The organism is Thermoproteus uzoniensis 768-20, from assembly GCF_000193375.1.
Taxonomy (GTDB): domain Archaea; phylum Thermoproteota; class Thermoprotei; order Thermoproteales; family Thermoproteaceae; genus Thermoproteus; species Thermoproteus uzoniensis_A.
On the sequence record NC_015315.1, the window covers coordinates 1,905,051 to 1,930,063 of the forward strand.

At 59.1% G+C, this 25,013-nt stretch carries 30 protein-coding genes and 2 pseudogenes; 17 read left to right on the forward strand and 15 right to left on the reverse strand.

Features of this window, described 5'->3' with window-relative positions; genetic code table 11:
- Nucleotides 1–260 precede the first annotated feature (260 nt).
- The 9 genes from TUZN_RS10715 to TUZN_RS10755 form a co-directional block, all read right to left on the reverse strand.
- On the reverse strand, nt 261–857 hold the full coding sequence (locus tag TUZN_RS10715; protein WP_013680994.1) for a hypothetical protein: 597 nt from the start codon (nt 855–857) through the stop codon (nt 261–263).
- Nucleotides 854–1,111: a hypothetical protein gene (locus TUZN_RS10720; protein ID WP_237698235.1), complete on the reverse strand. Its 258-nt coding sequence runs from the start codon at nt 1,109–1,111 to the stop codon at nt 854–856. The genes TUZN_RS10715 and TUZN_RS10720 overlap by 4 nt, the downstream gene beginning before the upstream one ends.
- Nucleotides 1,095–1,607 carry a hydrogenase maturation protease gene (locus TUZN_RS10725; RefSeq protein WP_052886260.1) on the reverse strand — a complete coding sequence of 171 codons (513 nt, stop codon included), beginning with the start codon at nt 1,605–1,607 and terminating at the stop codon, nt 1,095–1,097. The genes TUZN_RS10720 and TUZN_RS10725 overlap by 17 nt, the downstream gene beginning before the upstream one ends.
- Complete coding sequence (locus TUZN_RS10730) at nt 1,586–3,505, reverse strand: nickel-dependent hydrogenase large subunit (protein WP_013680997.1); 1,920 nt, start codon at nt 3,503–3,505, stop codon at nt 1,586–1,588. The genes TUZN_RS10725 and TUZN_RS10730 overlap by 22 nt, the downstream gene beginning before the upstream one ends.
- A gap of 63 nt (nt 3,506–3,568) precedes the next feature.
- The gene (locus TUZN_RS10735) at nt 3,569–4,588 is read right to left on the reverse strand and encodes a hydrogenase cytochrome b subunit (protein ID WP_013680998.1); all 1,020 of its coding nucleotides are present in this window, start codon (nt 4,586–4,588) and stop codon (nt 3,569–3,571) included.
- The gene (locus TUZN_RS10740; protein ID WP_013680999.1) at nt 4,585–5,931 is read right to left on the reverse strand and encodes an NADH-quinone oxidoreductase subunit B family protein; all 1,347 of its coding nucleotides are present in this window, start codon (nt 5,929–5,931) and stop codon (nt 4,585–4,587) included. The genes TUZN_RS10735 and TUZN_RS10740 overlap by 4 nt, the downstream gene beginning before the upstream one ends.
- Complete coding sequence (locus tag TUZN_RS10745; protein WP_013681000.1) at nt 5,912–6,535, reverse strand: helix-turn-helix domain-containing protein; 624 nt, start codon at nt 6,533–6,535, stop codon at nt 5,912–5,914. Before TUZN_RS10745 ends, TUZN_RS10740 begins: the two co-directional genes overlap by 20 nt.
- Nucleotides 6,528–7,004 carry a Ni,Fe-hydrogenase maturation factor gene (locus TUZN_RS10750; protein ID WP_052886261.1) on the reverse strand — a complete coding sequence of 159 codons (477 nt, stop codon included), beginning with the start codon at nt 7,002–7,004 and terminating at the stop codon, nt 6,528–6,530. The genes TUZN_RS10745 and TUZN_RS10750 overlap by 8 nt, the downstream gene beginning before the upstream one ends.
- 209 nt (nt 7,005–7,213) lie before the next feature.
- Complete coding sequence (locus TUZN_RS10755) at nt 7,214–7,525, reverse strand: hypothetical protein (RefSeq protein ID WP_237698236.1); 312 nt, start codon at nt 7,523–7,525, stop codon at nt 7,214–7,216.
- Nucleotides 7,526–7,568: 43 nt separating this feature from the next.
- Here TUZN_RS10755 and TUZN_RS10760 point away from each other — a divergent pair, with 43 nt between their 5' ends.
- The 4 genes from TUZN_RS10760 (at nt 7,569) to TUZN_RS10775 (ending at nt 11,091) form a co-directional block, all read left to right on the forward strand.
- Nucleotides 7,569–7,961, forward strand: coding sequence for a CopG family ribbon-helix-helix protein (locus tag TUZN_RS10760; RefSeq protein ID WP_052886262.1), 393 nt, complete (start codon nt 7,569–7,571; stop codon nt 7,959–7,961).
- 66 nt (nt 7,962–8,027) lie between these two features.
- On the forward strand, nt 8,028–8,438 hold the full coding sequence (locus TUZN_RS10765) for a hydrogenase maturation nickel metallochaperone HypA/HybF (protein WP_013681004.1): 411 nt from the start codon (nt 8,028–8,030) through the stop codon (nt 8,436–8,438).
- On the forward strand, nt 8,435–9,163 hold the full coding sequence (locus TUZN_RS10770) for a P-loop NTPase (RefSeq protein WP_013681005.1): 729 nt from the start codon (nt 8,435–8,437) through the stop codon (nt 9,161–9,163). Before TUZN_RS10765 ends, TUZN_RS10770 begins: the two co-directional genes overlap by 4 nt.
- Nucleotides 9,164–9,183: 20 nt before the next feature.
- The gene (locus tag TUZN_RS10775) at nt 9,184–11,091 is read left to right on the forward strand and encodes an AMP-binding protein (protein WP_013681006.1); all 1,908 of its coding nucleotides are present in this window, start codon (nt 9,184–9,186) and stop codon (nt 11,089–11,091) included.
- A gap of 5 nt (nt 11,092–11,096) precedes the next feature.
- Here TUZN_RS10775 and TUZN_RS10780 read toward each other — a convergent pair whose 3' ends face one another.
- Nucleotides 11,097–11,849: a hypothetical protein gene (locus TUZN_RS10780; RefSeq protein WP_013681007.1), complete on the reverse strand. Its 753-nt coding sequence runs from the start codon at nt 11,847–11,849 to the stop codon at nt 11,097–11,099.
- Nucleotides 11,850–11,954: 105 nt separating this feature from the next.
- On the opposite strand from TUZN_RS10780, the gene hypE reads away from it, so the two are divergent.
- From hypE to TUZN_RS10795, 5 genes are all read left to right on the forward strand, one after another.
- Complete coding sequence (gene hypE / locus TUZN_RS10785) at nt 11,955–12,995, forward strand: hydrogenase expression/formation protein HypE (protein ID WP_013681008.1); 1,041 nt, start codon at nt 11,955–11,957, stop codon at nt 12,993–12,995.
- Entirely contained in the window at nt 12,989–13,564 is a 576-nt protein-coding gene (locus tag TUZN_RS10790; RefSeq protein WP_013681009.1) for an MBL fold metallo-hydrolase, read from the forward strand. The genes hypE and TUZN_RS10790 overlap by 7 nt, the downstream gene beginning before the upstream one ends.
- 69 nt (nt 13,565–13,633) lie before the next feature.
- A complete protein-coding gene (locus TUZN_RS11270) occupies nt 13,634–13,798 on the forward strand; it encodes a hypothetical protein (RefSeq protein ID WP_013681010.1) in 165 nt (54 codons plus the stop codon).
- A 171-nt stretch (nt 13,799–13,969) separates the two neighbouring features.
- On the forward strand, nt 13,970–14,098 hold the full coding sequence (locus tag TUZN_RS11575; RefSeq protein ID WP_013681011.1) for a hypothetical protein: 129 nt from the start codon (nt 13,970–13,972) through the stop codon (nt 14,096–14,098).
- Nucleotides 14,099–14,119: 21 nt separating this feature from the next.
- A complete protein-coding gene (locus TUZN_RS10795) occupies nt 14,120–14,479 on the forward strand; it encodes a hypothetical protein (RefSeq protein ID WP_013681012.1) in 360 nt (119 codons plus the stop codon).
- Here TUZN_RS10795 and yjjX read toward each other — a convergent pair.
- Nucleotides 14,437–15,000 carry an inosine/xanthosine triphosphatase gene (gene yjjX, locus TUZN_RS10800; RefSeq protein WP_052886263.1) on the reverse strand — a complete coding sequence of 188 codons (564 nt, stop codon included), beginning with the start codon at nt 14,998–15,000 and terminating at the stop codon, nt 14,437–14,439. The two genes, TUZN_RS10795 and yjjX, sit on opposite strands and share 43 nt — an antisense overlap.
- Before the next feature lie 106 nt (nt 15,001–15,106).
- Here yjjX and TUZN_RS11140 point away from each other — a divergent pair, with 106 nt between their 5' ends.
- The 4 genes and pseudogenes from TUZN_RS11140 (at nt 15,107) to TUZN_RS10815 (ending at nt 18,145) form a co-directional block, all read left to right on the forward strand.
- Nucleotides 15,107–15,589 carry a sodium:proline symporter gene (locus TUZN_RS11140; RefSeq protein WP_148678651.1) on the forward strand — a complete coding sequence of 161 codons (483 nt, stop codon included), beginning with the start codon at nt 15,107–15,109 and terminating at the stop codon, nt 15,587–15,589.
- A gap of 72 nt (nt 15,590–15,661) precedes the next feature.
- Nucleotides 15,662–16,153 (forward strand): annotated as a pseudogene (locus TUZN_RS11640) (RAD55 family ATPase); the annotation flags it as partial.
- A 226-nt stretch (nt 16,154–16,379) separates the two neighbouring features.
- Nucleotides 16,380–16,775, forward strand: coding sequence for a hypothetical protein (locus TUZN_RS11510; protein WP_013681014.1), 396 nt, complete (start codon nt 16,380–16,382; stop codon nt 16,773–16,775).
- Nucleotides 16,776–17,683: 908 nt separating this feature from the next.
- Complete coding sequence (locus TUZN_RS10815) at nt 17,684–18,145, forward strand: PaREP1 family protein (RefSeq protein WP_013681015.1); 462 nt, start codon at nt 17,684–17,686, stop codon at nt 18,143–18,145.
- 379 nt (nt 18,146–18,524) lie between these two features.
- Here TUZN_RS10815 and TUZN_RS11580 read toward each other — a convergent pair whose 3' ends face one another.
- Nucleotides 18,525–18,656, reverse strand: a complete 132-nt coding sequence (locus tag TUZN_RS11580; protein ID WP_272941288.1) for a hypothetical protein — start codon at nt 18,654–18,656, stop codon at nt 18,525–18,527.
- Nucleotides 18,657–19,145: 489 nt separating this feature from the next.
- On the opposite strand from TUZN_RS11580, the gene TUZN_RS10820 reads away from it, so the two are divergent.
- The 3 genes from TUZN_RS10820 (at nt 19,146) to TUZN_RS10830 (ending at nt 22,248) form a co-directional block, all read left to right on the forward strand.
- Nucleotides 19,146–20,354: a glycosyltransferase gene (locus tag TUZN_RS10820; protein WP_013681017.1), complete on the forward strand. Its 1,209-nt coding sequence runs from the start codon at nt 19,146–19,148 to the stop codon at nt 20,352–20,354.
- Nucleotides 20,344–21,345, forward strand: a complete 1,002-nt coding sequence (locus TUZN_RS10825; RefSeq protein WP_013681018.1) for a hypothetical protein — start codon at nt 20,344–20,346, stop codon at nt 21,343–21,345. The genes TUZN_RS10820 and TUZN_RS10825 overlap by 11 nt, the downstream gene beginning before the upstream one ends.
- Nucleotides 21,346–21,417: 72 nt before the next feature.
- On the forward strand, nt 21,418–22,248 hold the full coding sequence (locus TUZN_RS10830) for a hypothetical protein (RefSeq protein ID WP_148678653.1): 831 nt from the start codon (nt 21,418–21,420) through the stop codon (nt 22,246–22,248).
- Here the strand turns inward: TUZN_RS10830 and TUZN_RS11585 are convergent.
- Together TUZN_RS11585 and TUZN_RS11155 are read right to left on the reverse strand one after the other, a co-directional pair.
- Nucleotides 22,237–22,368 carry a hypothetical protein gene (locus TUZN_RS11585; protein WP_272941289.1) on the reverse strand — a complete coding sequence of 44 codons (132 nt, stop codon included), beginning with the start codon at nt 22,366–22,368 and terminating at the stop codon, nt 22,237–22,239. The two genes, TUZN_RS10830 and TUZN_RS11585, sit on opposite strands and share 12 nt — an antisense overlap.
- A 229-nt stretch (nt 22,369–22,597) precedes the next feature.
- Entirely contained in the window at nt 22,598–22,840 is a 243-nt protein-coding gene (locus tag TUZN_RS11155; protein WP_158305074.1) for a hypothetical protein, read from the reverse strand.
- Nucleotides 22,841–23,214: 374 nt separating this feature from the next.
- Between TUZN_RS11155 and TUZN_RS11160 the strand changes: the two are divergent.
- A pseudogene (locus tag TUZN_RS11160) lies at nt 23,215–23,361 on the forward strand (C/D box methylation guide ribonucleoprotein complex aNOP56 subunit); the annotation flags it as partial.
- A gap of 144 nt (nt 23,362–23,505) precedes the next feature.
- Here TUZN_RS11160 and TUZN_RS11165 read toward each other — a convergent pair.
- Nucleotides 23,506–24,654, reverse strand: coding sequence for a glycosyltransferase (locus TUZN_RS11165; protein WP_148678655.1), 1,149 nt, complete (start codon nt 24,652–24,654; stop codon nt 23,506–23,508).
- Nucleotides 24,655–25,013 lie beyond the last annotated feature (359 nt).

Consider the following 25,013-nt stretch of genomic DNA (forward strand, 5'->3'; position numbering starts at 1 on the left):
AGGCGGGGCTAGCGGTGGACGGACGAGGACATCTGGCCGCCGACCCTTCGGGGATTAACCGGACGCGGCGGGGGATATCGCGCAGGAGGGGGATTTCTTCACCGGCAGATCGACGCTGGCATATTTCGCGACTCTCGCCGTAGCTGAGGGCAGAGTAGCCGCTATGCGTATAGCTGGTCTTAGCCCCTCTAGGGGGAATGTCTTGTATATGCGGAATATAATATATTAAGGCGTCTTGAAAAAGAGAAGGAGAATTCCGTTCAGCCGCTGGAGGAGCAGTTGAAATAAGCCAGGAGGGAGTTCACCAGATCGCCGATTCTCTTCATGTGGGAGACGACATATTGCCATCTTCCGCCTACTATTAGATAGGTCATGTACCGCCCTCCCCCTAGAGGAGTTATGGAGATGTAGATGCCCTCCCCGCCTTGAGGCTCGCCGCTTATGAGGACTATCCCCGTCTTGACGAACTCCTCCCCGGCAATTGTCACCTTCTCGCTTCTGCAGTCTTTGCCGGGAAAGCCGAAGGAGGCGTGGAGCTCGGCCCTCGGAGGCTCCGGCATCGAGAGCTCCATCAACGCCCTAGAGACGTCAGCGACGCCTCTGTTCAATATGTTGAGGCTGTCGCCGTAGACGCCCAGAGCCCCCCTCTGGACATCGGCGAGCAGGTAGACTATGCCCTCCTCGTAGACTCGCCTGGCGGCGTAGCCGCCGGGAAGGGGATCTAGGTGCAACACCCCCTCCCTATACGTCGCGTGCCCCACCTCGTAGCCTAGGCCCACCAGCTTCCCCAAAACTGCGGGGAGGTCGAAGCTAGTCCCGTATATGAACCAATAGGTGTAGGAAAGGCCGTATATCATTTGAAATGTCCCTTGATCTTTTTATAGAGCTCCTCTAGATCCCCGCCCTTGAGCTCCTTGGCGCTCCCCAGATCGGTCACCCAGTTGTAGAGGACGGCGCCCAGCGTCTTCTTGAGCTCGCCCCTCACGGGCCCCGCGACGGGCTCCACCAATACGGCTCTCAACTCCTCTATGGGCCTCAACACCGGCTCTATAGATCTCTTAAGCTCGCGGTACGCCCTTATCAGCTCGGCTAGATCACGCGCGGAGGACACGTCTAAAACACTCCTCCACGCCTTTTTTAACATCACCGTCGATTTTCAGCTCGTATCCGAACTCTGCGAGCTTGGCCCTCAGCTCCGACAACACTATGTGCGAGGCGTTGAGCACCTCCTCGGACGGCGGCGAGAGCGGCTCCACTCTCTTGGGCCCCACGGCGATTAGATAGGCCTTGGGATTCCTCCCCATGGCTCTGAGGTATCCCACTAGCAGGGACGGCGGAGTCCTATGCGCGTCGACCAGCCTCGTCTCGGCCACCGTAAGAGATCCCTCTATTCTCTCGACGGCGACGGCCCCCGGAGGCAGACGCGCGTCTACGTCGACGAAGATCAAGACGTCGTAGTCGGCCAGATTGCCCAGAACCCCTATGCCGTGGGCGTTCCCGTCGAGGACGAAGGGGTTTGTGGAGGATAAAAATTGGGCGAGACAAGATCCGAAGCCGTCGTCGCCGTATATGGGGTTGCCCAGCCCTACAACGAGCAAGCGTTCCATATAACCTTCTCTATGACGTTGTAGACGCGGCCGCCCTCGCCCTTGGCCTCGAAGTGGACGGCGCAGGCAAGGCAGGGGTCGAAGCTGCGGATTGCCCGGACGAAGTCCAGCCCGGTCCACTGGTCGGGCGGCACCTCCTCGGTGACCTTGCTGTTTATCACGGACATCTCGAACGGGCCTCTGCACTGATTCTTCCACGGATCGGTGCACCGGGAGTTCTGCGGGCTGACGTTAGGCGTGGTGGGGGCCTCGTACTGGTAGTTGGCGATCTTCCCGTTCTGCTGGACTAGCCAGTGCATGCAGTTACCCCTCGGCACTTGCCACCAGCCGAAGCTGTAGCTGAAGCTCGGCCACTTGCCGAAGGACCACGGCCTGGACGTCTGGGTCTTGCCGGCGCTGACGAGTTTCAAGCCGTAGAGCAGGTTGGCCCAGGCGAGGGACACGACGAGGGCTAGGTGGACAGCTCTCGCCAACAGCCTCTCCATGGTGGTGGAGTACTTAGGCAGATTCCACGTAATCGTCAACTCGCCGTACGTCCCCTCTGGTAGGTCGGGGTTCACGGTGCCGCCGGGGAGGTACACCTTTAGCTGGCTCCCGTTGGACTCCCAGGCCTTGTGGTTGTCGACTTGGACCGTGGCGGCGTGGAGCGTGTCGAGCCACAGCTGGGCTATGGGCCCTGTCTCTATCGGCGCGATCCTGCCGTCCTTGAGCAACAGTCTGGGCTCGGCGGCCCACGTGTACTTCTCGGCGAAGTTTATGGCGCCGGGCCTCGGGATCGTGGTCCTGTTCCACATATGGTATTTGAATAAGGGATCGTTGCCGTAGGCCAGCGGCCTCCCCAACGGGTCCTCCTTGAGCCAGCCGTAGGGCGGGGCCACGTTGGCCTTCACCCAGTCCTCGTAGAAGGAGGAGTCGGCGAACTCCAGATAGCCCAGCTGTATCTCTGTGGGGTTGGGGCTGTAAATCTCGTGGCCTATGGCGAAGCCCGGCTTCTCCCACCTGGCGTTATACGCCTTGTCAAGCAAGGAGTACAGCTTGACCCAGTCGCCGCCCGCCTCGTCGTATATACCACTATATACCTCCGGGTCGTCGGACCAGCCGCTGGCCAGCAACACAGGCGGGTCGTGCGTCTTGCCTTGCGTCAAGGCGTAGCTCTGCCCGTCGGGCGTCGAGACGTGGTCTCTGAAGAACTCGTAGAGGTCCTGCCATATGGCCCAGACAAATTTGACCCAGGCCGTGAGGAGCGACAAGCGGGTGTAGTACTCCTGGAGGAGGGAGCCGAGCAGAGTTATGTCTGTCGATATGCCTCCCGGTATCAGAGTGGAGGGGTGCGAGTGTCTGCCGTATATCAAGACGCCGGCCTCCCTAGCTATGCGCTGGTGCTTCACGGTCAATTGCCATATCCTTCCCTGTATGGGGTTCAGATCCCTCATTATGTCCGCTATGGTGCGGTAGCCGTGTATGCTGGAGTAGTTGGCTGGCGTGGACTTCGCGGTCTCCCACACAGAGGGCGTCAGCTTGCTCACTATGGCCTCGCTGTAGTCGGGGCCCTCCAGCATGTTGAGGATTATGGAGTGGTCGTAGGTGTAGTCCGTCATGGCGTACGCCATGTTCCTGAGGACGTTGCCCATGGGGAGGGGCGTCATGCCGGCCGCCGCGTCGCAAGCCCTCGTCGAGGCGTTGGCGTGGGCGGCCCCGCAGACGCCGCAGGTGCGGGAGGTTATATGTATGGCGTCCTCCGGCGGCCTCCCCCTCAGAAAGACCTCAAAGCCGCGGAACATCATGACCGTCGTGTGGGCCTTTGAGACGGCCCTGGAGGCGCTGTCTATTTCTGCGTAAAGCGCGAGGTGCCCCTCTATACGGGTTATGGGATCTATCCAGAGCTTTATCGTCGACATATGATCACCTCTCTCGGCGGTTAAAAAACCCCGTTTTCAGACCCGTGAAAAAATCGCTGGGGTTTAAGACGTTTGTATATTCCAGAGCGGGTGCTCCTCTTTGGCTATGCCGGACGGCATCTTCCCCTCGTGGAACATTCTGTTGTACGGGAATATGTGCGGCATGAAGTGGGTGTAGGTCAGATGCACCAGCAACAGGAACGAGACGGCCAACACGGCCTCTTTCGTGTGGAACAGGTAGGCCAAGCCGTCGAAGGCCGACGGCCCGTATATGGCCATCAAGGCGCCGGGTATGCCCAATATGACGATACCCCAGTAGACGCCCCAGTACTCGAACAGCTGCTCGGCGTCGTATTTGTGGACCCACGGAGGCACCTTCCAGCTGGGCTTGACGAGCCATATGGACCTGTGGATCAAGTGCTTGACGAAGCCCCACGTCCAGAGCCTCAGAAGCGGCCACCTCTCCATGACGGGCCTCCTCTTGACTATGTCAATTAGGACCCGGGTCCCGTAGTAGGCGAAGTGGGCTATGACCAAGACGCCCATGGCTATGCCGCTCCACACGTGGATTATGATCATCCACTGGACCGGCCCCGTCTGGGCCGGCCAGAGGAAGTAGGGCGGGGAGCCCGCTGCGTTGTAGACGCCGGGTATGTACCACTGTTGCCACTGGGGGTTGTTGACGAACATAGTCACGAAGCCTGTGAAGGCCGTCAACACGAGCGTGACGAACATGGCTATATGTTGCACTCTCTGCATCACGGACCACCTCTGCACCTTGGGCGTGTTCATGAGTTGCCTATAGCGGTCGTAGTTGGCGGCGTAGGCGGCGAAGTGGCCGAGGACCCAATAGGAGCCGTAGATCACTATGGCCGTTATGAGTATGTCGAAGGCGAGGCTCCAGAACAAGAACTCGAACTGGAGGTCGGAGATCCTAATGCCGTATGTGGCCACGTAGGACCAGAACTGGGGCCAGGTCTCCAGAAGCGAGGGGAGGACCAGGAAATATTCAATGACCCAGGTGAGGCCTACGGTTATCGCCGTCCCTATAAGGCTCCCTATCACTCTGCCGGTCCACCTCATTTCTTCTCCTCAGCCTTCTCGCCGGCCTTCTTCTCGGCCCTAGCCCTAGCGGCGGCCCAGACGCCACCTATGACGCCCGCGCCGGCTATCGCGGCGGCGGAGGCTATGGCGACCTTGGTCAAGGTATCCACGCCGATCGGGGCGTAGGGCAACTTCGCGTAGAACGGCTCGAAGGCGTCGCTGAAGCCCGGCTGGGTGCACCCGATACACACGCCGCCGGTCCTCGTGGGGCCGCCGACTCCTCCCACCCACCCTACCTTGTTCCACGGGCAGTGCGACACCGGGCCCTTACAGCCCACAGCGTAGAGGCACTTCCCGTCGCCCGCGCCGGGGTACGGCCTGAAATCGCCCGCGGCGTACCAAGCGGCTCTCGGGCACTGCTCGTGCGTGGTTAGCTGGAATATGAAGTTGGGCCTAGCGTATTCGTCCAAGAAAGTCTCGCGGCGGAGCACGCTCACGTCCAGATACCCGGCGGCCACTAACACGAGGAGGGCCAGCGTCCTCATTATGCCGTTGCCGTTGGCCGGACAGCCGGGGACCGCCACCGCGGGCTTCACGGTCTTGAGGTCGGGCACGCCGCCCTCGTCGATATACTTCCTAAACGGCTCCACCTCGGGCTGGAAGTAGTCCTGGTGTATCACGCCCTTGATGCCGCGTATCGGGTCGTCGAAGAAGCCTATGGCACCTGTCGGCGATTGGGACCAAGTGGCGTACTGGAAGCCGGGCGGAGGCTCCAGCACCTTGTTGGCCGGTATGCCTCCGTACGTCGCGCAGTTCCCCACGGCGACTACCGCAAGGGCGTTGGGCAGGAGCTTCTTCAGCCACTCTGTACACGTGTGCTGGCCTATCTTGCAGTAGTACCCGCCCTCAGTCGTTATGTTGGAGCCCGAGATGCCGAACTCTTGCGGGAAGCTGCCCTCTAGGACCAGCACGTAGGGGCCGTACTTGCCGTTTGCCAGATCGGTGAGTATGGCGTCTGCGTTGCCGGGAGGCGGCTGCTGTGATACTATAGAGGCGAGGAACTTGTCGTTGTTGACGTCGGCGGCCGACGTAACGTGGTATGCCCCCCATTGGGGCATAACCGTCTCGTGGAAGAGGAGCCTCACAGTGCCGGGGCCCACCAACGGCGTGGTGCCCAGCAAGACGTCGACGAGGGAGGGGTCCGTGGCCTGTATCACCGACGTGGTGTTGCCGGCGCAGTCCTGGGCCTCCAGCCACACAACTCCTATATCGCCGTTCTTTATGGCCTCGCCGGCGGCCTTAGTCAAGGCGCTCCAGTTCAGCGCGGCGAGGGCGGAGGCCAGCGCTGAGGCCTTTAGGAAATCACGTCTTCTTATCCGCATTGTGGCTACTCTTGGTAGCTCTTAAAAATCGCGTTTTCAAGGATCTGAAAAACACCTTGGCGTGGGGACATTCTGGGTAGAGCTTTTTGCATCCATCGCCGCACAGCTTGCAACGCGCCGCGACTATGCCTCCGCCGCCTAGAATTAAGGCGGAGCCGTCGACCTCCACGACGCAATCCCTACAGAACTGGAAGAGCAGATCGACGGCCAGCCCCTCGACGGGGGTGCCCCGTAGCTCCCTCAAGGCGCCGACGCCTATTAAGCCGACGGTATCCGCCAGCGATCTGACGGGGAGATCCGCCTCGCCCAATCTCCTACAGACGAGCTCGAGGTATTCCCTCATCACATCTGCCGATACGCCGTATTTTCTGGCCAATATGCGGAGGGCGACGTCGTCGTGTAGGGCCAGCAAAATTAAGCCGGACTCGGTTATCCTCACGCGGCCGTTGTGGTACTCCAAGTAGCCGCGCTCGGCGAGGCGGCGGAGTATCCTCCAGACAGTCGCCAGGGGTATGGACGTGGACTTGTAGACGTGGTAGAATCTATTGGAGGCGAGCGCCGCTCTCAGAATCTCCACCTCTCTGTCCTCCAGCCGCCTACACATGGCCCAACAGCTCGATCACCTTCTCGGCCATACGCTCTGCGCATTTCTCCCCCTCCGGAGACAGCCCTATGCCCGGCTCGGGGACAGGCGGCTCGCACTCCACCACGTACACCTTCCTCGCCACGGGGCCCAAGACGCTCAGCCCGGTCAAGAGGTCTTGGAGCGATATGCGGCCCTCCAACGACGGCCGTAAGGCGTCGGCGGCCTCCAGATAGTCCTTGAACTTCTGCGGGACGAACTCGTAGACCTCTATGGTGCCCGGCGGGCGGCCCCTCTGCACTGTGCCGAGGAGTATCAGAACTTCGTGGGGCCGGCTCCTCAGCTCGTCCACCATGGCGAAGACGTCGCCAGAGAGCTCCAAGACCTCGTACCCCTTCTCCCTCAATATACGACCTGCCTCGTAGCCTATAGAGCAGTCTTGTCTCAAAAAATAGCCTACAGAGGCGATAAGGACTTTCCTGAAGAGCACAAATATAAAAGAAAAAAACAATATATTTAAGCCTTACTCTCTTTATTTTTATCATTATTTTAACAATTATTTTATTGATATAAAGAAGAAATAATATATTTTTATTTTTAATTTCCATAGTCATATAAATATTTTAAAATAAGGAATATTTAGGGAAAAATATATTATAATAACAAATTAATAATGTTAATATTTATAAAAATAGGTTTTTATGTACTATTGAGGATAATATTGACGGCCTCTTCTATACTTGTGAGCCTTATTCTATCCGTGTCTGCGTCGTAGACGAGAAGCTGGTCTACGCCGTATAGTATGTAGTACCTCACTTCGGGGTCGTGCAACACGCGGGGCATTAAAGAGCCGAACATGGACACGAGCTCGTTGGCGGCTACGGCGTAGCATATCTCCTTCTTCTTGGAGGAGGCGCACTCGAGATACCTCTTCCTAATACCTTTGAGGCCTTCCTTTAAGGTCTCTATCTTCAGATCCCTCGGAGTTATGCCGTCGTCCATTCTAAACATCGCCGGGAGATACTGCTTTTATTTAATGTGCTTTCTCAGATACATGAAAAGGATTAGTTTAGCCCTCGACGACAAGCTGTATAGGGAGATAGAAAACGCCATGTCGATGGTCGGCGAGACAAACAGGTCGCGTTTCATCGCCTCCATAGTGGCGGAGAAGATTTCCGAGATGATCCAGAGGCCTATGGCCTCCATAATAGTCTACATATACGACCACGAGGTCGGGGAGGTCGCCAAGAGCGTGACTGAGGTGCAGCACGAGTTCAGGGACGTGATAAGGGCGTCGACGCACATACACCTCGACGAGAGGAACTGCCTGGAGGTCGTGCACGCGTTGGGGGACAGCGATAGGATAAGGGAGCTCGTGACCAGGATATCTAGGATCGGCAGAGGGCTTAAGTTCCTGAGAGTTGTCAACGTGCCGCGCCTAGAGTAGCGGGGCTGAGGCTGTTTTTCCGCGGGCGTGGAAAAACCCTTTTTAACCGAGGCCCGGATCCCGCATATGCACGAGTGGTCTCTCGCGCTGTCCTTGGTCCAGACGCTCGACCGCTGGGCTCTGGAGAGGGGCGTGCAGATAAGGCGGGTGGTCCTCTCGGTGCCTTCGCCGGCCCAGCTCGACGTGTCTATACTGACCGAGGCCTTCGACTCGCTCAAGAGGGAGTCGAGGCTGGAGGGCGCCAGGCTGGAGGTCAAGGTTAGATCTCCGCGGTACCGTTGTAGGGCCTGCGGCTACGAGTTCGGGCAGGAGGAGGTGGATCCGCAAATAAGACGCCTCGTGGGGCAGTACGGCGAGGAGTACCCTCTGCACCTAATCCCCGAGCTCCTCCCCACGTTCGTGAGATGCCCCAGGTGCGGCTCCCACGACATAGAGGCCGAGCTCTCGATAAAGGTAGAGGAGGTGGAGACGGCATGAGGCCTCTCCTGGAGCTCGCTAGGGAGAAGCTGAGGCGGAGGAAGGTCATTGCGGTGATGAGCGGCAAGGGCGGCGTGGGCAAGAGCGTCGTGGCGGCCCTCCTAGCCCTCGCCAGGCCTGGCTCTGTCCTCGTGGACCTCGACCTAGAGGGCATGTCGGCGCCGAAGCTCTTCGGCGTTGCCGGCAGGCTACACGAGGTGGGCAAAGAGGGGATAGAGCCGTTGGAGGCGGGAGGCGTCAAGCTGTTCTCCCTCGGGGGGATCGTCGGCGATAGGTACGTCGTCTTGCCGGGCTACGGGCAGGCGGGGGCCGTCGAGGCGCTTCTGGCCTTCGCCAAGATAGACTCGGATATCGTCGTGGTCGACATGCCGCCCGGCATGGGCGAGGAGTTGCTGGCCTTGGGCAGAGCCGCCGACTATCTGCCGGTGGTCGTCACTACGCCGTCCAAGGCGTCTTACAAGGTCGTGAGGCAGCTCGTGGACTATCTGGCGGAGGCGGGGAAGAGGCCGGCGGCCCTCGTCCTCAATATGGCCTACCTCGACTGCGGAGGCTCCAGGGTGTACCCGTTCGGGCGGGGAGACGAGGCGAGGAGGCTCGGCGAGGCTGTGGGGGCGCCGGTCTACGAGGTGCCCGTAGATCCCTCCTTGGAGGACTACGTGGGGAGGATCCACGAATATAGAGGGCCCGTCGCGGACGCCGTCAGGAAAGTGGCGGAGCGGCTTTAATAGGGCCTTCCGGAGCCAGCATGGAGGAGCTGTTGAAGGAGCTCTACAGCGACGAGCGCGTGGTGCCGCCCCTCTTCAAGTACAAGGCGGTGGGCCCCTCCCAGTACGAGAGGATATATAGGGACAGCTTGAGGCCGGAGTTCTGGGCGAGGGAGGCGGTGGGCCTCGTCTGGGAGAGGCCTTGGTCGAAGATATTAGAGGGCGAGCCGCCGTCCGTGCGCTGGTTCGTCGGCGGGCTGTTGAGCCCCTACAAGAACGTGATAGGCAGACACGCCGGGACGTGGGTCTGGGAGAAGATAGCCCTGATCTGGAGGGGGGAGGAAGGCCTCGTGAAGGCCTATACGTACTCCGACCTAGACCGCCTGGCCGTGAAGTACTCGGGGGTCCTCAAGGCGCTCGGCGTGGGGAGGGGCGACTGGGTCATGTTCTACGCCCCGCCGACGCCCGAGGTGCTGGCGTTGATGTTGGCCTCGGTGAGGATAGGGGCCCCCTTCGAGCCCGTGTTCACCGGCTTCGGCCACGGCGACCTCGCCGCGCGTATAGAGGACAGAAGGCCCAAGGTGCTTGTGACGGTCGACGCGTTTCCCAGGAGGGGGAGGCCCGTCAAGGTGAAGGAGGCGGTGGACAAGGCCTTGAGGCTCACTAGGCATATCCCGAAGGTCTTGGTCGTCAGGAGGATGGAGGTCGACGTGGAGCTCGCGGGCGGGAGGGACATCCTCCTCGACGATGCCCCGTCCACAGACGCCGACGAGGCCGTCGTGGAGTCCTCCCACCCCCTCTTCGGCCTCCACGTGGGCTACGAAGGCGGGCTGGGCCGCGTGGTCCACGGCGCGGGGGGCTACCTGGCGCAGACGTACGCGACGACGCGGTGGATCGGGCTGAGGCCCCGCGACACCTACTTCTGCACGGTCCTCCCCGGCTGGATAACGGGGATCACCTACGTGGTCTTCGGGCCGCTCATGGTGGGGTCCACCGTGGTGGTCTACGAGGGCGGCCCCGACTACCCGCAATGGGATATATGGTGGAGCGTGCTGGAGGAATACGCCGTCACGGTCTTCTTGACCACCGCCGGCGCTCTGAGGCTCTTCTCGCGGCAGGACCCGAAACTGCTCGAGGCCCACAACCTGGACACCCTAAAGCTGATCCTCACCACGGCCGAGCCCATGGAGGTCAAGTACTGGAAATGGGCCTACCAATACGTCGGGACGGGCACAGCGCCCTCGATAGACTCGCTCCCCGAGAAGCTGAGCGGCAGGGCGCCCGTCATCCACATGTTCATACAGACGGAGCTGGGCACGTTCGTCACGGGCAGCCTCCCCAACTACGTCTTCGTCCCCATAGCGCCGGGGTCGGTGGGCCCGCCCATGCCGGGCTTCCACATAGACGTTGTGGACGAGGCGGGGAGGCCCGTCAGAGGGAGGCCGGGCCAGCTGGCGGTCAAGGCCCCGTGGCCCGCCATGCCTGTCGAGTACAGCGAGTGGTACGCCGAGAGGTGGGTAGGCGGCGTCTACTACGTGGGGGACTACGCCGTGATGGCGGACGACATGAACATATTCCCTCTAGGGAGGTCGGACGCCGTGATGAAGGTCAACGGGTACCGCATATCGCCGGCAGTGTTGGAGAAGGCGGCGCTGTCGGTCCCCGGCGTGGAGGACGCCGTGGCTTTCGCCGTGAGGGACCCGCAGAAGTTCGAGGCGCCTGTCTTGGTAATCAAGGGGAGCGCCCGGCCGGAGGACGTGAGGCGCGCCGTGAGGGAATACGCGGGGCCCATAGCGGATCCCGCAAAGGTCGTGGCCGTGGAGGAGATCCCCGCCGTCGACAAGGGCGCGTTGCGGAGGGCCCTAAAGGCCTATATGCGGAGTGGCGCCGTCGACGAGAAGATCGGCGGGTGGCTGGAGAAGATAGCCGAGAAGCTGAGGGAGGCGTGACGGCGCTAGTACACGTACACGAGAACCCCCTTCCCCCTCGCGTAGGCCTCCACCTCTCTGCCCACCAGCGCGCCTGTCAGGACAGGCACAACTGGCTTGTTGGTCTTGCCGGCGACGACCTCGGCCTTCGCTAGGAGGGCCCCCACGTCTTCAATTCTCGGCCTCACCTTTACCTCTACGACGAAAATCCTCTTGTCCGTCTCCACAAGGAGATCAACGTCGACGCCGTCAAAATCAGCATTCCTAACACGCCTAACAACCAGCTCACCAGCCGCCCTTATATCCGCCGAGAGATCCTCCCAGACGTAGCGCGAGAACAAAGCCTCCGTGACGGCCCCCAAGCCCTCCTCCAGCCTAGACAGCCGCCTCGTCGTGTCCTCCTTGAAGGCGAGGTAGTCGTCCAAGAACTTCTTCCACGTCTCGAACCACTCGCGCCAACGTCTCTCGTTTTCCTCCCACCTCTTCCAATTCTCTTCCCACCTTCTGTTGTTCTCCTCCCACCTACGCTCGTTTTCCTCCCACCTCTTCCAATTCTCCTCCCATCTCTTGTTGTTCTCCTCCCAGCGCCTCCAATTCTCTTCCCACCTCTTCTCGTTCTCTCTCCACCGTTCTTCTTCTGCCTTTACAAAAGTAGTGAAGTCTTCCCGGAGGCGTCTAAGCTCTTTCAAAATCTCGTCAAGGCCTAAAAGGCCGGCCACAGCTAGGCGAAACTCCTCATCCTCACGCAAAAGACGAAGAAACTCCTCCTTAAGGCCCACGTGGATATGTAGTTCCGGTTTAAAAACTGCTACGCGGCCGGGGCGCGGAGGCGTCTTTTCGCGATCGGGGAAACGTGGTATAAAAATGCCCGGATCCAGCAACACATGGAGCAAGTCGTCAGGCTGGCCCACGGCGCTGGTGGCGTGGAGACGTCGCAGATCCTCGAGGAGCTCCTATTCTCCAGGCTGGAGGAGCGGTTGAAGCGGGTGGAGGGCGGCGTCGGCGTCGACTTTCCCGACGACGCCGCGGCCATCCCCATAGGCGGCGGGCGGTACTTAGTGATCACCGTAGACTCCTACACAGTGAACCCTCCCTTCTTCCCCGGAGGCGATATAGGCGTCTTGGCGGCCTCGGGCTCCATCAACGACGTCTTGATGATGGGGGGCAAGCCCATCGCCCTCCTGGACGCCATAGTCGTCGAGGAGGGGTTCCCCATGGACGATCTGAGGAGGATAGTGGACTCCATGACGCGGGTTCTGCGGGATGAGGGGGTCGCGCTTATAGGCGGGGACTTCAAGGTCATGCCCAGGGGCCAGCTGGACAAGATAGTGATAGCGACGGTCGGCGTGGGCGTGGCCGAGAGGCTCATCCTCGACAAGCCGAGGCCCGGAGACAAGATAATTGTGTCGGGCTACCTCGGCGACCACGGCGCCGTCATACTGGCCAGACAGATGGGCATAGTCGAGGAGGGGCAGGGCGGCGGCCTCGCGAGCGACGTGAGGCCTTTGACGAGGCTTATGCTCCCCCTGGTGGAGAAGTACGGAGAGTATATCCACGCGGCGCGTGATCCCACGAGGGGAGGCCTCGCCATGGTCCTAAACGACTGGGCCAAGGCGTCCGGCACCGTGATAGTGGTCGACGAGGCCGCCGTGCCGATCAGGCCGCAAGTCGCGGCGTACGCGAACATGATGGGGATAGACCCCCTGGCCCTCGCCAGCGAGGGGGCCGCCGTCCTGGCAGTGGACCCCGCCGTAGCCGACGAGGTGCTTGAGTTCGTGAGGGGGCTCGGCTTCAAAGACGCGGCGGCGGTGGGGGAGGTTAGGTCCAGCGAGAGGTACAAGGGCTACGTCCTCCTGAGGACTGTGGTGGGCGGCTTGAGGATTCTGGAGCCCCCCAGAGGCGACCTAGTGCCGAGGATATGTTGAGGCTTTGGTTCAGAGGAGTCGAGCTGTGGAGGGCCGGAGGCCTCGCCGGGGTTGCCGTGAGGAGCGGCGGCAGGACTCTCTGCATCGACGCGCTTGAAGTCGGCGGCTGCGACTACCTGCTCTACACGCACGACCACCCCGCCCACTTCCCCGGAGCCGCCAAGGAGTTCTACTCCCCCTTCGGCGGCAACAAGGTGGCGCCTGGCGGCGCGGTCAGGCTGGGGCCGTTCGAGATAGCCGCCGTACACGCCTACAACGTGACCAAGACCCTAAACGGCGCGCCGGTACACCCCAAGGGCTACGGCGTGGGCTACGTCGTCGAGGCCGGAGGAGTCAGGCTGTACCACATGGGCGACACCGATCTGATAAGGGAGGCGGCCGAGGTCAAGGACGTCGACGTGCTCTTCGTCCCTATCGGCGGAGGTTCCGTCATGACCCCCGAGGAGGCGGCCGACGCCGTCATGGCGATAAGGCCGAAGATAGCCGTGCCCATACACTATTCGGAGAAGAAGCACTTCGTCAAGTTCAGAGACGTGGCCCACCCCTACACGAACATAATCGCGCTCTAGGAGCCTTTATATATGACAAGCGGTTGACGTGAGGCCTATCTGGATCGACGTGTTGAGGAGTATCCCGAGGTGGCCGGACGCTACAATGCGGTGGTCTCCCAGATATTCTACGTCAACTTAGGGCTGGCCCTGCCGTCCAAGGACATAGACCCGTCGAGGAGTTCAATCCTCTCGAGCTATCACGCCGACTTGCCGAGGCGCTGGGGCTCGCGGAGGAGAGGTTCGTGGCGTTAGGAAAGGCGCCGACGTAGTGTTCCACTTCTTCGTCCCTCTAGAGGCGGGCACGGCCGCGATAGAGGTCATGTCGAGGACGCACCTCGGCAAGATATCGGAAGGCCCTCTCCTGAGGGAGGTGCGCTTGGTTGAGCGTGACGGCGTGGGCTACCGGACGCTGTCGCTTACGCCGTGTTGCAGGCGGCGAGGCCCGACGGGCCTAGAGACGTCGACGTCGCCCGCTTCGCGCTGGTGGCCGACAGGGTGGACTGGACAGAGCGCGGCGGCTGGCCGAGGAGCTCGGCGTCAAGGATAAATTGATGCTGTTCAAGGAGCTTGTCGGTGTACGAGCCGATACTGCGCTGCGTTGAGACGGGGGACCCCTCCTACCTGGAGCGCGCGGCGGAGTCCGCGCTCAGGACAGGGGCGTACCTAGAGCACGTCTTGGATCTGGCGTTGCTGACGCCCCCGGAGTCCCTCCCGCCGTCGGCAAGGCGCCTTCTGGCCGGGGTCAAACACGTCGTCGAGACGGCCGACTGCGGATCGTTGCCGGAATATCTCAGGACGCCTTGCTGGATAGCGAAGCGGAGGGCGGAGTCGGTCGGGGTCGAGGCCGAGAGGGCGCCGGAGGTCGAGGCCCTGGGCGTCGAGAGGGTCGTCTACGCCTTCTGCAAGGCGTTGGGGGTCGTGGTCTGGCCGTAGAGGCGGGAGTTGCGGGGCAGTCTCGGCAGGAGCGCCATGGCGACCGCCGCGGCGTTTAGGTCAAGCCGGGTCACCCTGCCCCCCGACAGGAGGCCCACGAGCCCCTCCCTATAGCCCACGGCCGGCCTCCCGAAAAAGGACTCGGCGAGCGCCCCCAGCTCCACGCCCGAGAGGACGCCCCCCAGGAAGACGGACGGCACCTGGAAGCCCGGCCCCACGCCAAGCGTCACGAGGCCCGAGGCGTCGGCGATGGCGGCCACCGTCACGTCGAGGTATAGGCCGCCCGCCTCGACGGCCCCCGCCTCTATCCCCACGCCGTGTGCGGCCCCGCGCACGGCCGACAAGGCGCGCCGAGCCCTCTCGACAGCCCCCCGCACCACCTCGCCCAAGCCCACGGGCTGTTGCGGAAGGCCGGGAGGCCTGTCCACTGGCACGGCGGTGGCCCTTATGCCGAACATCCGATACGCCGCTACGACGGCCCTCAGCTTGTTGGGGTTCCTAGACGCCACCGCCACGATCACGGGAGGGGAAGCCCCGCCCTTAAAAAGGATGGCGGCGCCGAGCCCGCCTCCGTTAGTCCGCCTCGGCGCAACGCAATATTTATAAATAGAGGAGGATAGCGCACTTATGAAAGGCCTAACATCGATAGAACTGGCAATACTGCTGGCGATAATAATAGTGATAGCGGTTGCCGTAGGCTGGTACATGTACACCACATTCCTAGGCGCAACTCAGGCACAGGCAAAGTTGGCGGTAACTTCAGCTGTGTTTAAGTCGAATGCGAACCCCCCCACGTTGGTTGTTAATGTGACAAATCCCGGCCCCTCATCCGCTCCCGTACAATCTGTGACGCTCTCTGGTACCACTTGTAGCATCACTCAAGTGATCGACGTAACTGCCAGTATGTCGAGCTCTGGTGGTACGTCGGGCTCTGCTAGTACGTCGAGTACAATAACTGCCACAGGTGGTGTCTACGTAATACCTCCGGGCCACGTTGCGTCGATTCAGGCAAGCTGTTCTGTTTCCGCAACCCCTGGCACTACGCTACAGGGAGTGTTGATATTGGCATCTGGCGGCTCGTTCCCGTTTGTTGCAACAGTTACGTCGTAAAGTTAAAAGCGTAAGATAAATAAAATAACGCGTTTTTAAAGCTCCTATTTTTATAAGTACCCGAAATCTACTATGGATTTTCGAGGTGTCACTGCTGTCTACGGCGGGCCCGGCACGGGCAAGACTGTCTTCGCGGCCTATATAGCGCATAGGCGGCTGGCGCAGGGCGAGAGGGTCCTCTGGGCCACTTTTTACGAGGACAGGCAGACCCTCGTCGATGCAATGGCCAGGCTTGGGTACGACCTCAGCGGGGCCGAGGTCTGGGAAGCTGTGTTGACCGACCCGACGTCGACGTTCAACCAGCTGTCCCATCTCGTCTCGCACAGCCCGCCGAACCTCCTCGTGGTGGACTCAATAACCCAGTTGCAGGGGATAGACGTGAGGGCCAACGTGACCAACTTGATATACCGCGCCTTCAAGTTCGCCGGGATAGACGCCTTGATAGTCTCCGAGGAGCCCGTCGGGGCGTTGGGCCACATAGCCGACAACTTGGTGAGGATGTCGCTGGAGTTCACCCCGAGCGGCTTGGCCGTAAGGCGCATGTACGTGGAGAAGTCGAGGGGCGGCCCCGCCGGCTACTCCAGGGAGTTCGAGATCGTGGAGGGCCGCGGCCTGGTCTTCCTCGACGAGCTGTCGCCTGCGCCCAGACGGGGGCCCCGCCTCCCTCGCGCCGGGGATCCCCAAGCTAGACGAGTATCTCGCGGGGGCCGGATCGGCCCTAATAGTCGGGCCGGAGGCCTCTCTGCTGGCTGCGGGCTGGGCCGCGTCGCTGGCCAAGGCAAGGGTCAAGGTGCTCTTCAGGACGTACAGAGGCGCCGCGCCGAAGGAGGCGGCCGAGGCGGGGGCGGCCGTGGACCGCCTCGCGGCGGATCCCAAGACCTACGGGCGGCACGTCTACGACCTGGTCCAGCGGGTGGACGAGGCGGGCGCCGACGTGGTGTTCTACGACGGGATCGAGGTCGAGGCGTCGGCCTACGGCCCCAGACACGCGGCCGAGCTGAACTTGAGGAAGCTCGCCGCGCTGTCCAAGGCGGGGGTCGCGCTTGTCCTCTCGGGCTCGCGGAGCCTCGGCCTGAGCTCCGCCGTGGACGCGACGGCTAAGACCTCGGGAGGCTCCGTCGCCTTCTCCCGCCCCTACGCGCAGCCCGTAGTCTGTAAGCTGGTCGGCGGACTACCCCAGTGTTGAGGGCCGGCGCCTCTAGCCCCGAGGCCTGGCGGAACGCCGCCTCGACGGCAGTTGTCGGAAATATCTCAGTCTCGTGTTGTATATAGTTACTACGAGAAGATATATAGCGGGGAGCTCGGCAGGCGGCAGTCGCTAGGCGGAGCCTCACTCAAGCGTGGCTAGGACGATGTAGCCGCCTATATCCGAGGGGCTGGCTTAGTTCAGAGCCTCGGTGCGTGAGTCGAATCGCCGCCTCTCCGCACGTCTTCCCTGGAGTAGCTGTTCAGTTTCAAAGTTGCCCGTGCCGTGGCCATCTAGAAGCGGCGATGAGTAGCCCCTGATGTATTCGCGAAGGAAATTGAAGAGGAGATCGGAGACTCTTAGAAAGGGCGGGGCAACGGCGTGTTGGCCGACGCGGCCGCGAGGGGGGTTACAAGTCCGCGGTCCAATCGGCGGCTGAGACGTCTTTTAACGACGCTGAGGCTCCACTCCCCACTTCTAGGCGCCGGCGACAAGTCAATCGACAAACTAGAGGTTGCCCCAAAGCCGGTGATCCGCCGCCCGCAGGAGGCGGCTAGGGCGATGGGGGCCGTCGTAAACACAGCGTCCGCCGCCGGCATGCGGCCCCACGGGCCTCTCCATCTACGGCGCGACGGAGGCTACAGCTGTGAGCTTAGCCGCCGGCGCTGGGGCAGACGCCTCCCTCCACTCTCCAGCGGCCCTCCCGGGCACGCCGAAAGGCCAGCCCGGGCTCGTGTCCTCCGCCCGGAGAGCAGAAGGGGGTCATAAGACCCGGCGCCACTCGGTAGAGGCGGTGAGGACGGCGGTCGAGACGCCCGACACTGCCTCTACACGCGACCACAGTACCCTTAGGCGCGGCGCCCCACAACGCCGCCCGCGCAAAGATATAATTACAGTAAGTTAGAGACGTGGCCGTCACAATCTCTCCCCCGGTCGCCGAGGTGTTGAAAAAAGCCGCCGGAGGCAGGGAGCTGGAAGAATTCCTGCTCGAGCTGGTGGCGGCTAGGCTTGACCCGCCTCAGCGGGTTGAGGCCTACTTGGCGCTTCACGAGAAGTATCTTAGGGAGGCGGAGGAGCTTTACAGAAAGGGCGATCTGGCGCAGGCCGGCGAGAAGTACTGGGGCGCCGTCACGGCGCTACTAAACGCCATAGCCGAGAAGCGAGGCTGGGAACACTACAGCCACCGGGACCACGCCGTCGCCATAAACAGACTGTACAGAGAGTCGAAGGACAGAGAGCTTGTGGTGGGCTTCAGCTTGGCCGAGAGGCTCCACGCCAACTACTACCACAACTTTATGGAGCTGGAGGAATTCGAGCTACATAGAGAGGCCGTACTGAAGCTGGTGGAGAAGCTGAAGAAGTTCCTGTAAAGCGCCGCTTCCGCTGGTTTGGTTAATTTTTATGATATGCAAGACGTTTATGTAGACTTGACGATGGAGCTGGGCCCCGACACCCCCGCCTTCCCCGGCTACCTAAGCCTGCCTTCGTCCAATGATCCAAGATAGAACGGCTACTACTCCCGCGCGATGTACGCGCCGGAGCGCTCCGCCAGACACGTCGACTTCCCCGCCCGCTTCGTGCCGGGGCGAGGACTGTGGACCAGATACCGAGAAGCTCACCGGCGCATTCATCGCACTCGAATTCTCCGACCTGCCGCCCAGAGGCCAGACAACGCTGAGAGCCTTCGAGGCCAAGCCCCCGAGGCGCCGACCCCAGCGCCGTAGTCCTCTTCCGGACGGGATACGACGCCTATGCCAGCACAGACCGCCGGCCGGAGCGCCCCGACACATCGCCCGAGCTCGCCGAGCACCTCGCCAAGCTGGGCATAAACGCCGTGAGGACCGGCGCCCCTCTCCCGACCACGCCCCCTTCGAGATACACAAGATACTCCTGAGGGAGGTACTGATATATGAAAATCTCACAAACCTCGCCGCCGTCGTTGGCAAGAGAGGCCGCTTCTACGGCCTGCCCCTCAAGCTGGCCCAGGGAAGCGGCGCCCCCGTGAGGGCACTCGCTGAGATAACGCCGGCCTAGGCGATTTAATACAGGCGCTCGCCTCCGCGGCCCCGCGAGGATTCTAGCCGCGGTTATCGGCGCGGTGGCCCCCATCTAGGCGCTCGCGGCCGCCAAGAGGCTCCCGCACGAGACTTGGTCTTGCCTACCCCCTACGCTCCGCACACGCCGCCGCGGCGCTATTCGTCATTTAACCAACTCCCCGCCTGCCCTCCCCATTCACCACAAGCCTAGTAGTATCCCAAATCTCGTCCGCCGCAGGCGGGTACACGACCGCCTTCTCCAAAACCGCCAGGGAAGCGGCAACAACGCTGGCTGTCTAATGTCTCAGTTTTAAAAACCGGGTTAAGTAGGAGCGTGTACGCTGTCGTCGCGCACCACTACTGGGGCACGCCTGGCGGAGGCCAGCTGGTCTGCGCCGCCACAGCCTGGTCCCTAGACGCAACGGGCCGCACCCCAGTCCTCACCGGCACGTTCAAGTTCGATCCCGCCAAGTACCGCGAGTGGTACGGCATAGACCTCTCCAAGTACCCCGCGGTGACTTTCCCCATATCGGCGAGGGCCTTCGGACTATGGGCCAGGCTGTGGGTATGGCGCCCCGCCGCCAAAGCCGTAAGGAAGTACAAGCCGGAGATCGTCTTCATAGACGAAGTCACCTACAAGCCGCTTCTGAAGGAGAAGGACTACAAGCTGGTGGAGTACATACACTTCCCCTTCGAGGTGGTGGTAGACCCCCGCTTCAAGGGCACCGGCCTGGCCTACGGCGAGGATCCCTACATAATGGAGCGCTACGGCAAATTCCCCCTAAACCTCTACTGGAAAACCTTCGTCAAGGGGCTCAGGAGGTATATGCGGGAAAACCCCTTCCACGCCGCCGACGTCGTCTTGGTAAACTCCAAGTGGACAGCCGAGGTGGCGAAGATGGTCTACGGCGAGAGGCCCGCCGTCCTGAACCCCCCGTTGCCCCCAAACGTCGAGATAGTAGAGAAGCCAAAGCCCTTCGACGAGAGGAAGCCCTGGGTCGTCATGCTGGGTCGCTTCAGCCAGGAGAAGAGGTACCACTGGGTAGTGACTCAGGTAGCCCCCCGCCTTTTCAAGGAAGTTCCGGAGGCCCGGCTGATAATCTTCGGCGGGGCCGCCACGCCGACTCTCCAGGCGTACAAGGAGCGGGTGAGGCGGATGGCGCAAGAGGCCGGGCTGAAGGTCGCCGAGACGCTGGACGCAGACGCCCAAGTCTACCTAATCGCCAACGCGCCGCGCCGCCTAATAAACGAGGCGATGGACCGGGCAAGGGCCTTCCTCCACGCAACCATAAACGAGCACTGGGGCATAGCGGTGGCCGAGGCCATGGCCCGGGGATTGACACCGGTGGTGCACAAGTCGGGAGGGGCGTGGACCGACCTAGCCGAGGAAGGCCGATACGGGCTCGGCTACCAGACCGCCGAGGAGGCCGTGGAGGCCCTCGCCAAGGCGTTGACGCAACCCCTAGGCCTAGATCCGCGCGAGAGGGTCGCCTCGTTGACCTTGGACAACTACGCTAAGGCCCTCTCGAGATATGTCCGGTAATAAAGCTGTATTAATTACTTGGAGGGATAACTTCAGCGACTTCTCGGGCGGCGTAACGAGGACGGTGCATCTAGCCGGCCTAATCTCGAAATTCCTAGGTGTAAAGATAGATATATGGTTTAGACGCGACACGCCGCGCTCCTTATTGCTGGCCGGTCTAAAGATGATCACGGGGTCGGCCTATTTAAGGGAGGCGAGATTTAAGTATGTCGCCCTGCCTGATTTATCTAGGTACGATATAGTTATTGTTGATTATATAAGATCATTAATATCTGTATATAAACATATAAGAAATAACAAAAAACTAATATATATATCTCATGATTATTATAAGGAACTTCCATACAACGGAATAACCTCTCTCCAGAAGGAGGCCAAAAAGGCTCTTTCCAAGGTCTCGCTCGCCGTGGTCGTTTCTAGACGCGACTACTACCTCCATAAACAAGAAGCACCTGACGTGGAATACGTCGTGTTTCCCAACATATACCCAGAGGAGTTCAAGCCCGAGCCTAGACGCGGCAAGCTAACGTTCGTAACGGTAAAGACGACGCATGTCGACCAGGAGTTCGTCAAGGCGTTGGCCGCGGCGTTGGGCGCAGACACGATAGCCATAGGCAAGAAGATAGCCGGCGCCGAGTATGTCCCCAACGTGGCTACGAGGAGCGAATACCTCGCCACGCTGTCCCAGGGCCATATAGGCATCAACTATTCCAACACCGGCAACTACTACAGCACGGGCTCCAACGTCAAGAGGTACGACTACGCCCTAGCAGGCCTAGCCGTGGCGAACCACGCCCTATCGACAACAGGAGATCCGTTGTTGCCCTGCGAGTTCACGTTCGTCGACGTCTACGACCTGGTTGCGAAGACTGAGGCGTTGCTCGACCGCGTTGATCAGTGCGGGAAGCAAAATAGGGAATACGCCTTGAGGAAATACGAGGAGGCCTACAGAGAACTGGAGAGGAAAATACTAGAGCTTGCGGGGAGGTAAGGCGCCGACTCCTGGGGTTGCGGCCGCCGCTAGCCGCCTAGAAAGCTTAAAATGGCGCGTCAGAGGGCCGTCATGCTGTTGGCGACATATCTGCCGTTCTACAGGTTGCACGAGGTGGAGGCGTACTTCGTAAAGAACGTGGAGTTGCTGAAGCCTAAGGCGGCTGTGATCTACGTCGACAACGTATATAGGAAGGAGCAGAGGAAGATCCTCGAGAGGATCGCGCCGCCGGGCGTCGAGATAAAAGTTGGAAATTGGCGGAATAGAAACGACACGTGGCTCTACATGTTGAGGGACTTCGAGACGTACACGGGGGACTGGCTGGTCGTAGACAGCGACAACGTCGTGGAGCCCCACCTGGCGGAGGCCCACGGAGAGCTGAGGAGGTACCCTATCTACACCGTGCTGGACGAGGAGGCCTGGTCGAGATCGCCCCGCGGCTTTCTAGCGAGGAGCAGGCAGATTGGGTCCGCGGCCGGGAGGCCGGTGTACGCCTACAAGGTCTACGACGACTCGTGGCGCGCCGTCTTCAGAGGAGGGTCCCTCTACTTCATAGGGCCTAAACAGGTAGTGGCGTTCTCCAAGCTCCCCGACCGGGAGATAGTGGAGAGGGTGGGGAGGGCGCTGTCGCGTGTGGACACGTGGTTGCGGAACTTCATCAGCGACGAGACGACGCTCGGCATACTCGCCCATCTGTCGGGGATAGAGGAGGTCCCCTGGATCGTAGCGAGCCATCACCATCACCACGGCTCCACCCCGGCCAAGGCTACGAAGATATATGTAGCCGCGGCCCACTACCAGTTCGCGAGCGCATTGCGGAGAGAGTTCGGCGGCTTTCTGAGGTACAAGACCAAGTACATGCTCTCGGCGCTTAAGAACTTGAGGTATCTGTTAACGCCCTAGCATCCCCCTCACGGCGGCGTAGAGCGTCGCGGGTATCCTCGAGAGGGGCCTCGCCATAGCCGCCATGTAGGCTAGCCAGGAGACGCCGGCCCCCAGACTCCTCGGCCTAAAGAAGCTCATCGACCTGTCGTAATGTAGCCAGAAATCCCCCCGAAGGCCGGCCCCTCTGCGTCAAGGAATACGAGATTCGCGAAAAACTAGGCCTCCCACCGACCCACCATAATCACGACTTATGTCTCCACGCCGGTATACAAACACGGCGAGCTATTCGACGTTAAGGGCTCCCACCTGCTCTCCCACGTACTGATATATCTCTCAGCAACGCATAAAGACGCACTCATCACAGTCTTCAATATAGGGTGAGCATCTTGTTAATCATTGGCTGGGTCACGTCAAGTATCCTAGTTATCCTCAGCTGGGCGTAGACCTGGTTGCCAAGCCTCTTAGCGATCTTAACCATAATAATGGGGAATGGCTCATCTATTAGGAATTCTAGGCCTAGGGTTAGCACCCTTTTACGTGTATCCATTTTTAACTCTGCCTCATGTACTAGGCCACCTTCCTTATGGCCGATATTATGTTTTTGTATCATGTGCACTTGCATATATTCTTTACACCATCCTCAAGGCGAGTTCCTTCAGTACCTTGCCGCTAGCGATCTTCTATACTTCTTCGTCACCCATCTTTCTAGGATAGTTTGCGAAGTCACCCCTTATATAATGAATAGAGGGCTAGGGCCGTTAAGCTGGGTATAGTGGACCTGGTGGACCCCACGGCCTCCGCTGTGGCTAACATGGTTAGGGATGGCCTATTCAACGAGGCCTACTTAGGGATTTGGCAGGCTTAGTGGCCTCAAGGCCAAGGGAGTAGTACGGTATAAACTTCCTGTCCTGAGTTGGATGACTTGACGAGGAATCATAAGGAGTACGCCACCTTAGTCTATAAACTGGGTAGTAGGGATAAGTTAAGGCGTCCAGGTGGCAGAGGAGTAAGATAGCTAAGTTCCTCGTGACCAAACTAGCCATAGCCGCCGAGGCTGACGCATTCACGGGCAACTTCATAGCCCCCAGGCTTAGGGATGATTTAATGAAGAGGATCCAGGAGATCGAGACGCAGTCTATCACTCAGGAAATCTGGAACTAAGCCGACTAAACCACACGGCAAACCTAAGAGGAAGCTCTATAAGAAGTAATCAAATACAATTGATGATTATTACTATATATTATTATACTAATTGGTATTTAATTGATCTATAACTTATGTGAACTTACTAATAATGTTATCGATTCTATCCTTGAACTTTTCGTAAGAGAATTCGTCGGCCTTTTCCTTAGCTAAGTTGCTCATTTTCTCAAATTCCCTATCGCTTGTTAATACTCTACATAATGCATCAGCGGCCTCTTCAGCATTTATGAAGCCATAGCCATATTTACCCATCTCCACTATATCGAACCAAGGTCCACCTGACTTATGCACAATAGGTACTGCACCAGCGGCCATGGCTTCAGCGACCACTATTCCAAAGGGTTCATTAGGCCTTACGTGTATAAATACCATTGATTTATTGAGCATTCTATATATATCATCTATACTTGGATTTATCAATATTTTGACTTTATCATCAATACCTAGCTTTCTTGATAACCCTAGTATATAGTTTACATAGGTTGCTTGAACATTACTGTTAACTGAGCCCATTAAGTAAAGCTTAGTGTTGTGAACACCGCATTTATTAACAGCCTCACTAAACGCTATTAATGTCAAATCCCAGCCTTTGGATGCGCCAAACCTAGCCAGCATACTCACTATAGGTTCCTTATAATCTCTGTACTTAACAACTCTACCTATATCAACTGGCGGATATAAGATGTCTGGCTTATAGCCAAGGGCATTCTTTGAGAGCATTGCGGTAAATAGGCTATTTGCGTAAACCCTATCCTTAACCCTAAATATATTATAATCAGTTATGAATGTTGTTAAAGCATGCATTAATAATCTATGTGGTTTAAAGGTTAATATGGGTCTAGGCCTGCTACTCATTATGGCCCCATGTATATAGTATATATAATTCTGTCTCTGTATCAATACTTTACTGGCTGGAAAAAGAGATGGACTATCAATGAATATTATGTCGAAAATATCAACCATGTTGGCTAATGTTACATTGCCCTGGAGGCTATTAATCATGTCACAGTAAGATCCCCCACAGTTGATAATGCCATATTTAATAACGTGCGCACCTCCTAAATCAACGCCGTGATAATAGCCGATTTTCTCTCTATTAAACGATAATGGAGCCAATACTGCTACATCCGCACCTAAGTCTAGTAATGCCCTAGTCAGCAATGCGTTAAATCTCTGAATACCTCCAACCACACTTGAAGTCCAGTAGACTAATGCCCTCACAGACAAATTAATCTAATTCACTTTAAATAAGTTTGGGTACGATTAAAATGTGACATTTTATGATATTAAATATGACTTAATTAGTTTAGAATTAACTATATTAAAATTATATATTAAGGAATTTTATTAAAGGGTTTTAGAGACTAGTTTCGTAAAATCGCCTATGAAGTTTTCGAAGCTGATCCCCTAGCTCTCTAGGCTTTTACCCGGTAGAGGCTCCATGACTTACTGTTCGTGAGTAGTTTGGCTAACGCCTCCAATGCTTAATCAGGTTGCTGTACCCTAACCCAGCCTCGTCATTTATGGCCAGATCGCTCCGAGTAGCTCCAGACCTATGCGCCGCTAATGGGCACGCCCTA

Coding starts and splice junctions, on each gene's coding strand:
- TUZN_RS10715 (WP_013680994.1), bottom strand. CDS start 857: ATGATATACGGCCTTTCCTACACCTATTGGTTCATATACGGGACTAGC.
- TUZN_RS10725 (WP_052886260.1), bottom strand. CDS start 1,607: ATGGAACGCTTGCTCGTTGTAGGGCTGGGCAACCCCATATACGGCGAC.
- TUZN_RS10730 (WP_013680997.1), bottom strand. CDS start 3,505: ATGTCGACGATAAAGCTCTGGATAGATCCCATAACCCGTATAGAGGGG.
- TUZN_RS10735 (WP_013680998.1), bottom strand. CDS start 4,588: ATGAGGTGGACCGGCAGAGTGATAGGGAGCCTTATAGGGACGGCGATA.
- TUZN_RS10740 (WP_013680999.1), bottom strand. CDS start 5,931: ATGCGGATAAGAAGACGTGATTTCCTAAAGGCCTCAGCGCTGGCCTCC.
- TUZN_RS10745 (WP_013681000.1), bottom strand. CDS start 6,535: ATGTGTAGGCGGCTGGAGGACAGAGAGGTGGAGATTCTGAGAGCGGCG.
- TUZN_RS10755 (WP_237698236.1), bottom strand. CDS start 7,525: ATGTTTAGAATGGACGACGGCATAACTCCGAGGGATCTGAAGATAGAG.
- TUZN_RS10760 (WP_052886262.1), top strand. CDS start 7,569: ATGAAAAGGATTAGTTTAGCCCTCGACGACAAGCTGTATAGGGAGATA.
- TUZN_RS10765 (WP_013681004.1), top strand. CDS start 8,028: ATGCACGAGTGGTCTCTCGCGCTGTCCTTGGTCCAGACGCTCGACCGC.
- TUZN_RS10770 (WP_013681005.1), top strand. CDS start 8,435: ATGAGGCCTCTCCTGGAGCTCGCTAGGGAGAAGCTGAGGCGGAGGAAG.
- TUZN_RS10775 (WP_013681006.1), top strand. CDS start 9,184: ATGGAGGAGCTGTTGAAGGAGCTCTACAGCGACGAGCGCGTGGTGCCG.
- hypE (WP_013681008.1), top strand. CDS start 11,955: ATGGAGCAAGTCGTCAGGCTGGCCCACGGCGCTGGTGGCGTGGAGACG.
- TUZN_RS10790 (WP_013681009.1), top strand. CDS start 12,989: ATGTTGAGGCTTTGGTTCAGAGGAGTCGAGCTGTGGAGGGCCGGAGGC.
- TUZN_RS11140 (WP_148678651.1), top strand. CDS start 15,107: ATGAAAGGCCTAACATCGATAGAACTGGCAATACTGCTGGCGATAATA.
- TUZN_RS10825 (WP_013681018.1), top strand. CDS start 20,344: ATGTCCGGTAATAAAGCTGTATTAATTACTTGGAGGGATAACTTCAGC.
- TUZN_RS10830 (WP_148678653.1), top strand. CDS start 21,418: ATGCTGTTGGCGACATATCTGCCGTTCTACAGGTTGCACGAGGTGGAG.
- TUZN_RS11585 (WP_272941289.1), bottom strand. CDS start 22,368: ATGAGCTTCTTTAGGCCGAGGAGTCTGGGGGCCGGCGTCTCCTGGCTA.
- TUZN_RS11155 (WP_158305074.1), bottom strand. CDS start 22,840: ATGATACAAAAACATAATATCGGCCATAAGGAAGGTGGCCTAGTACAT.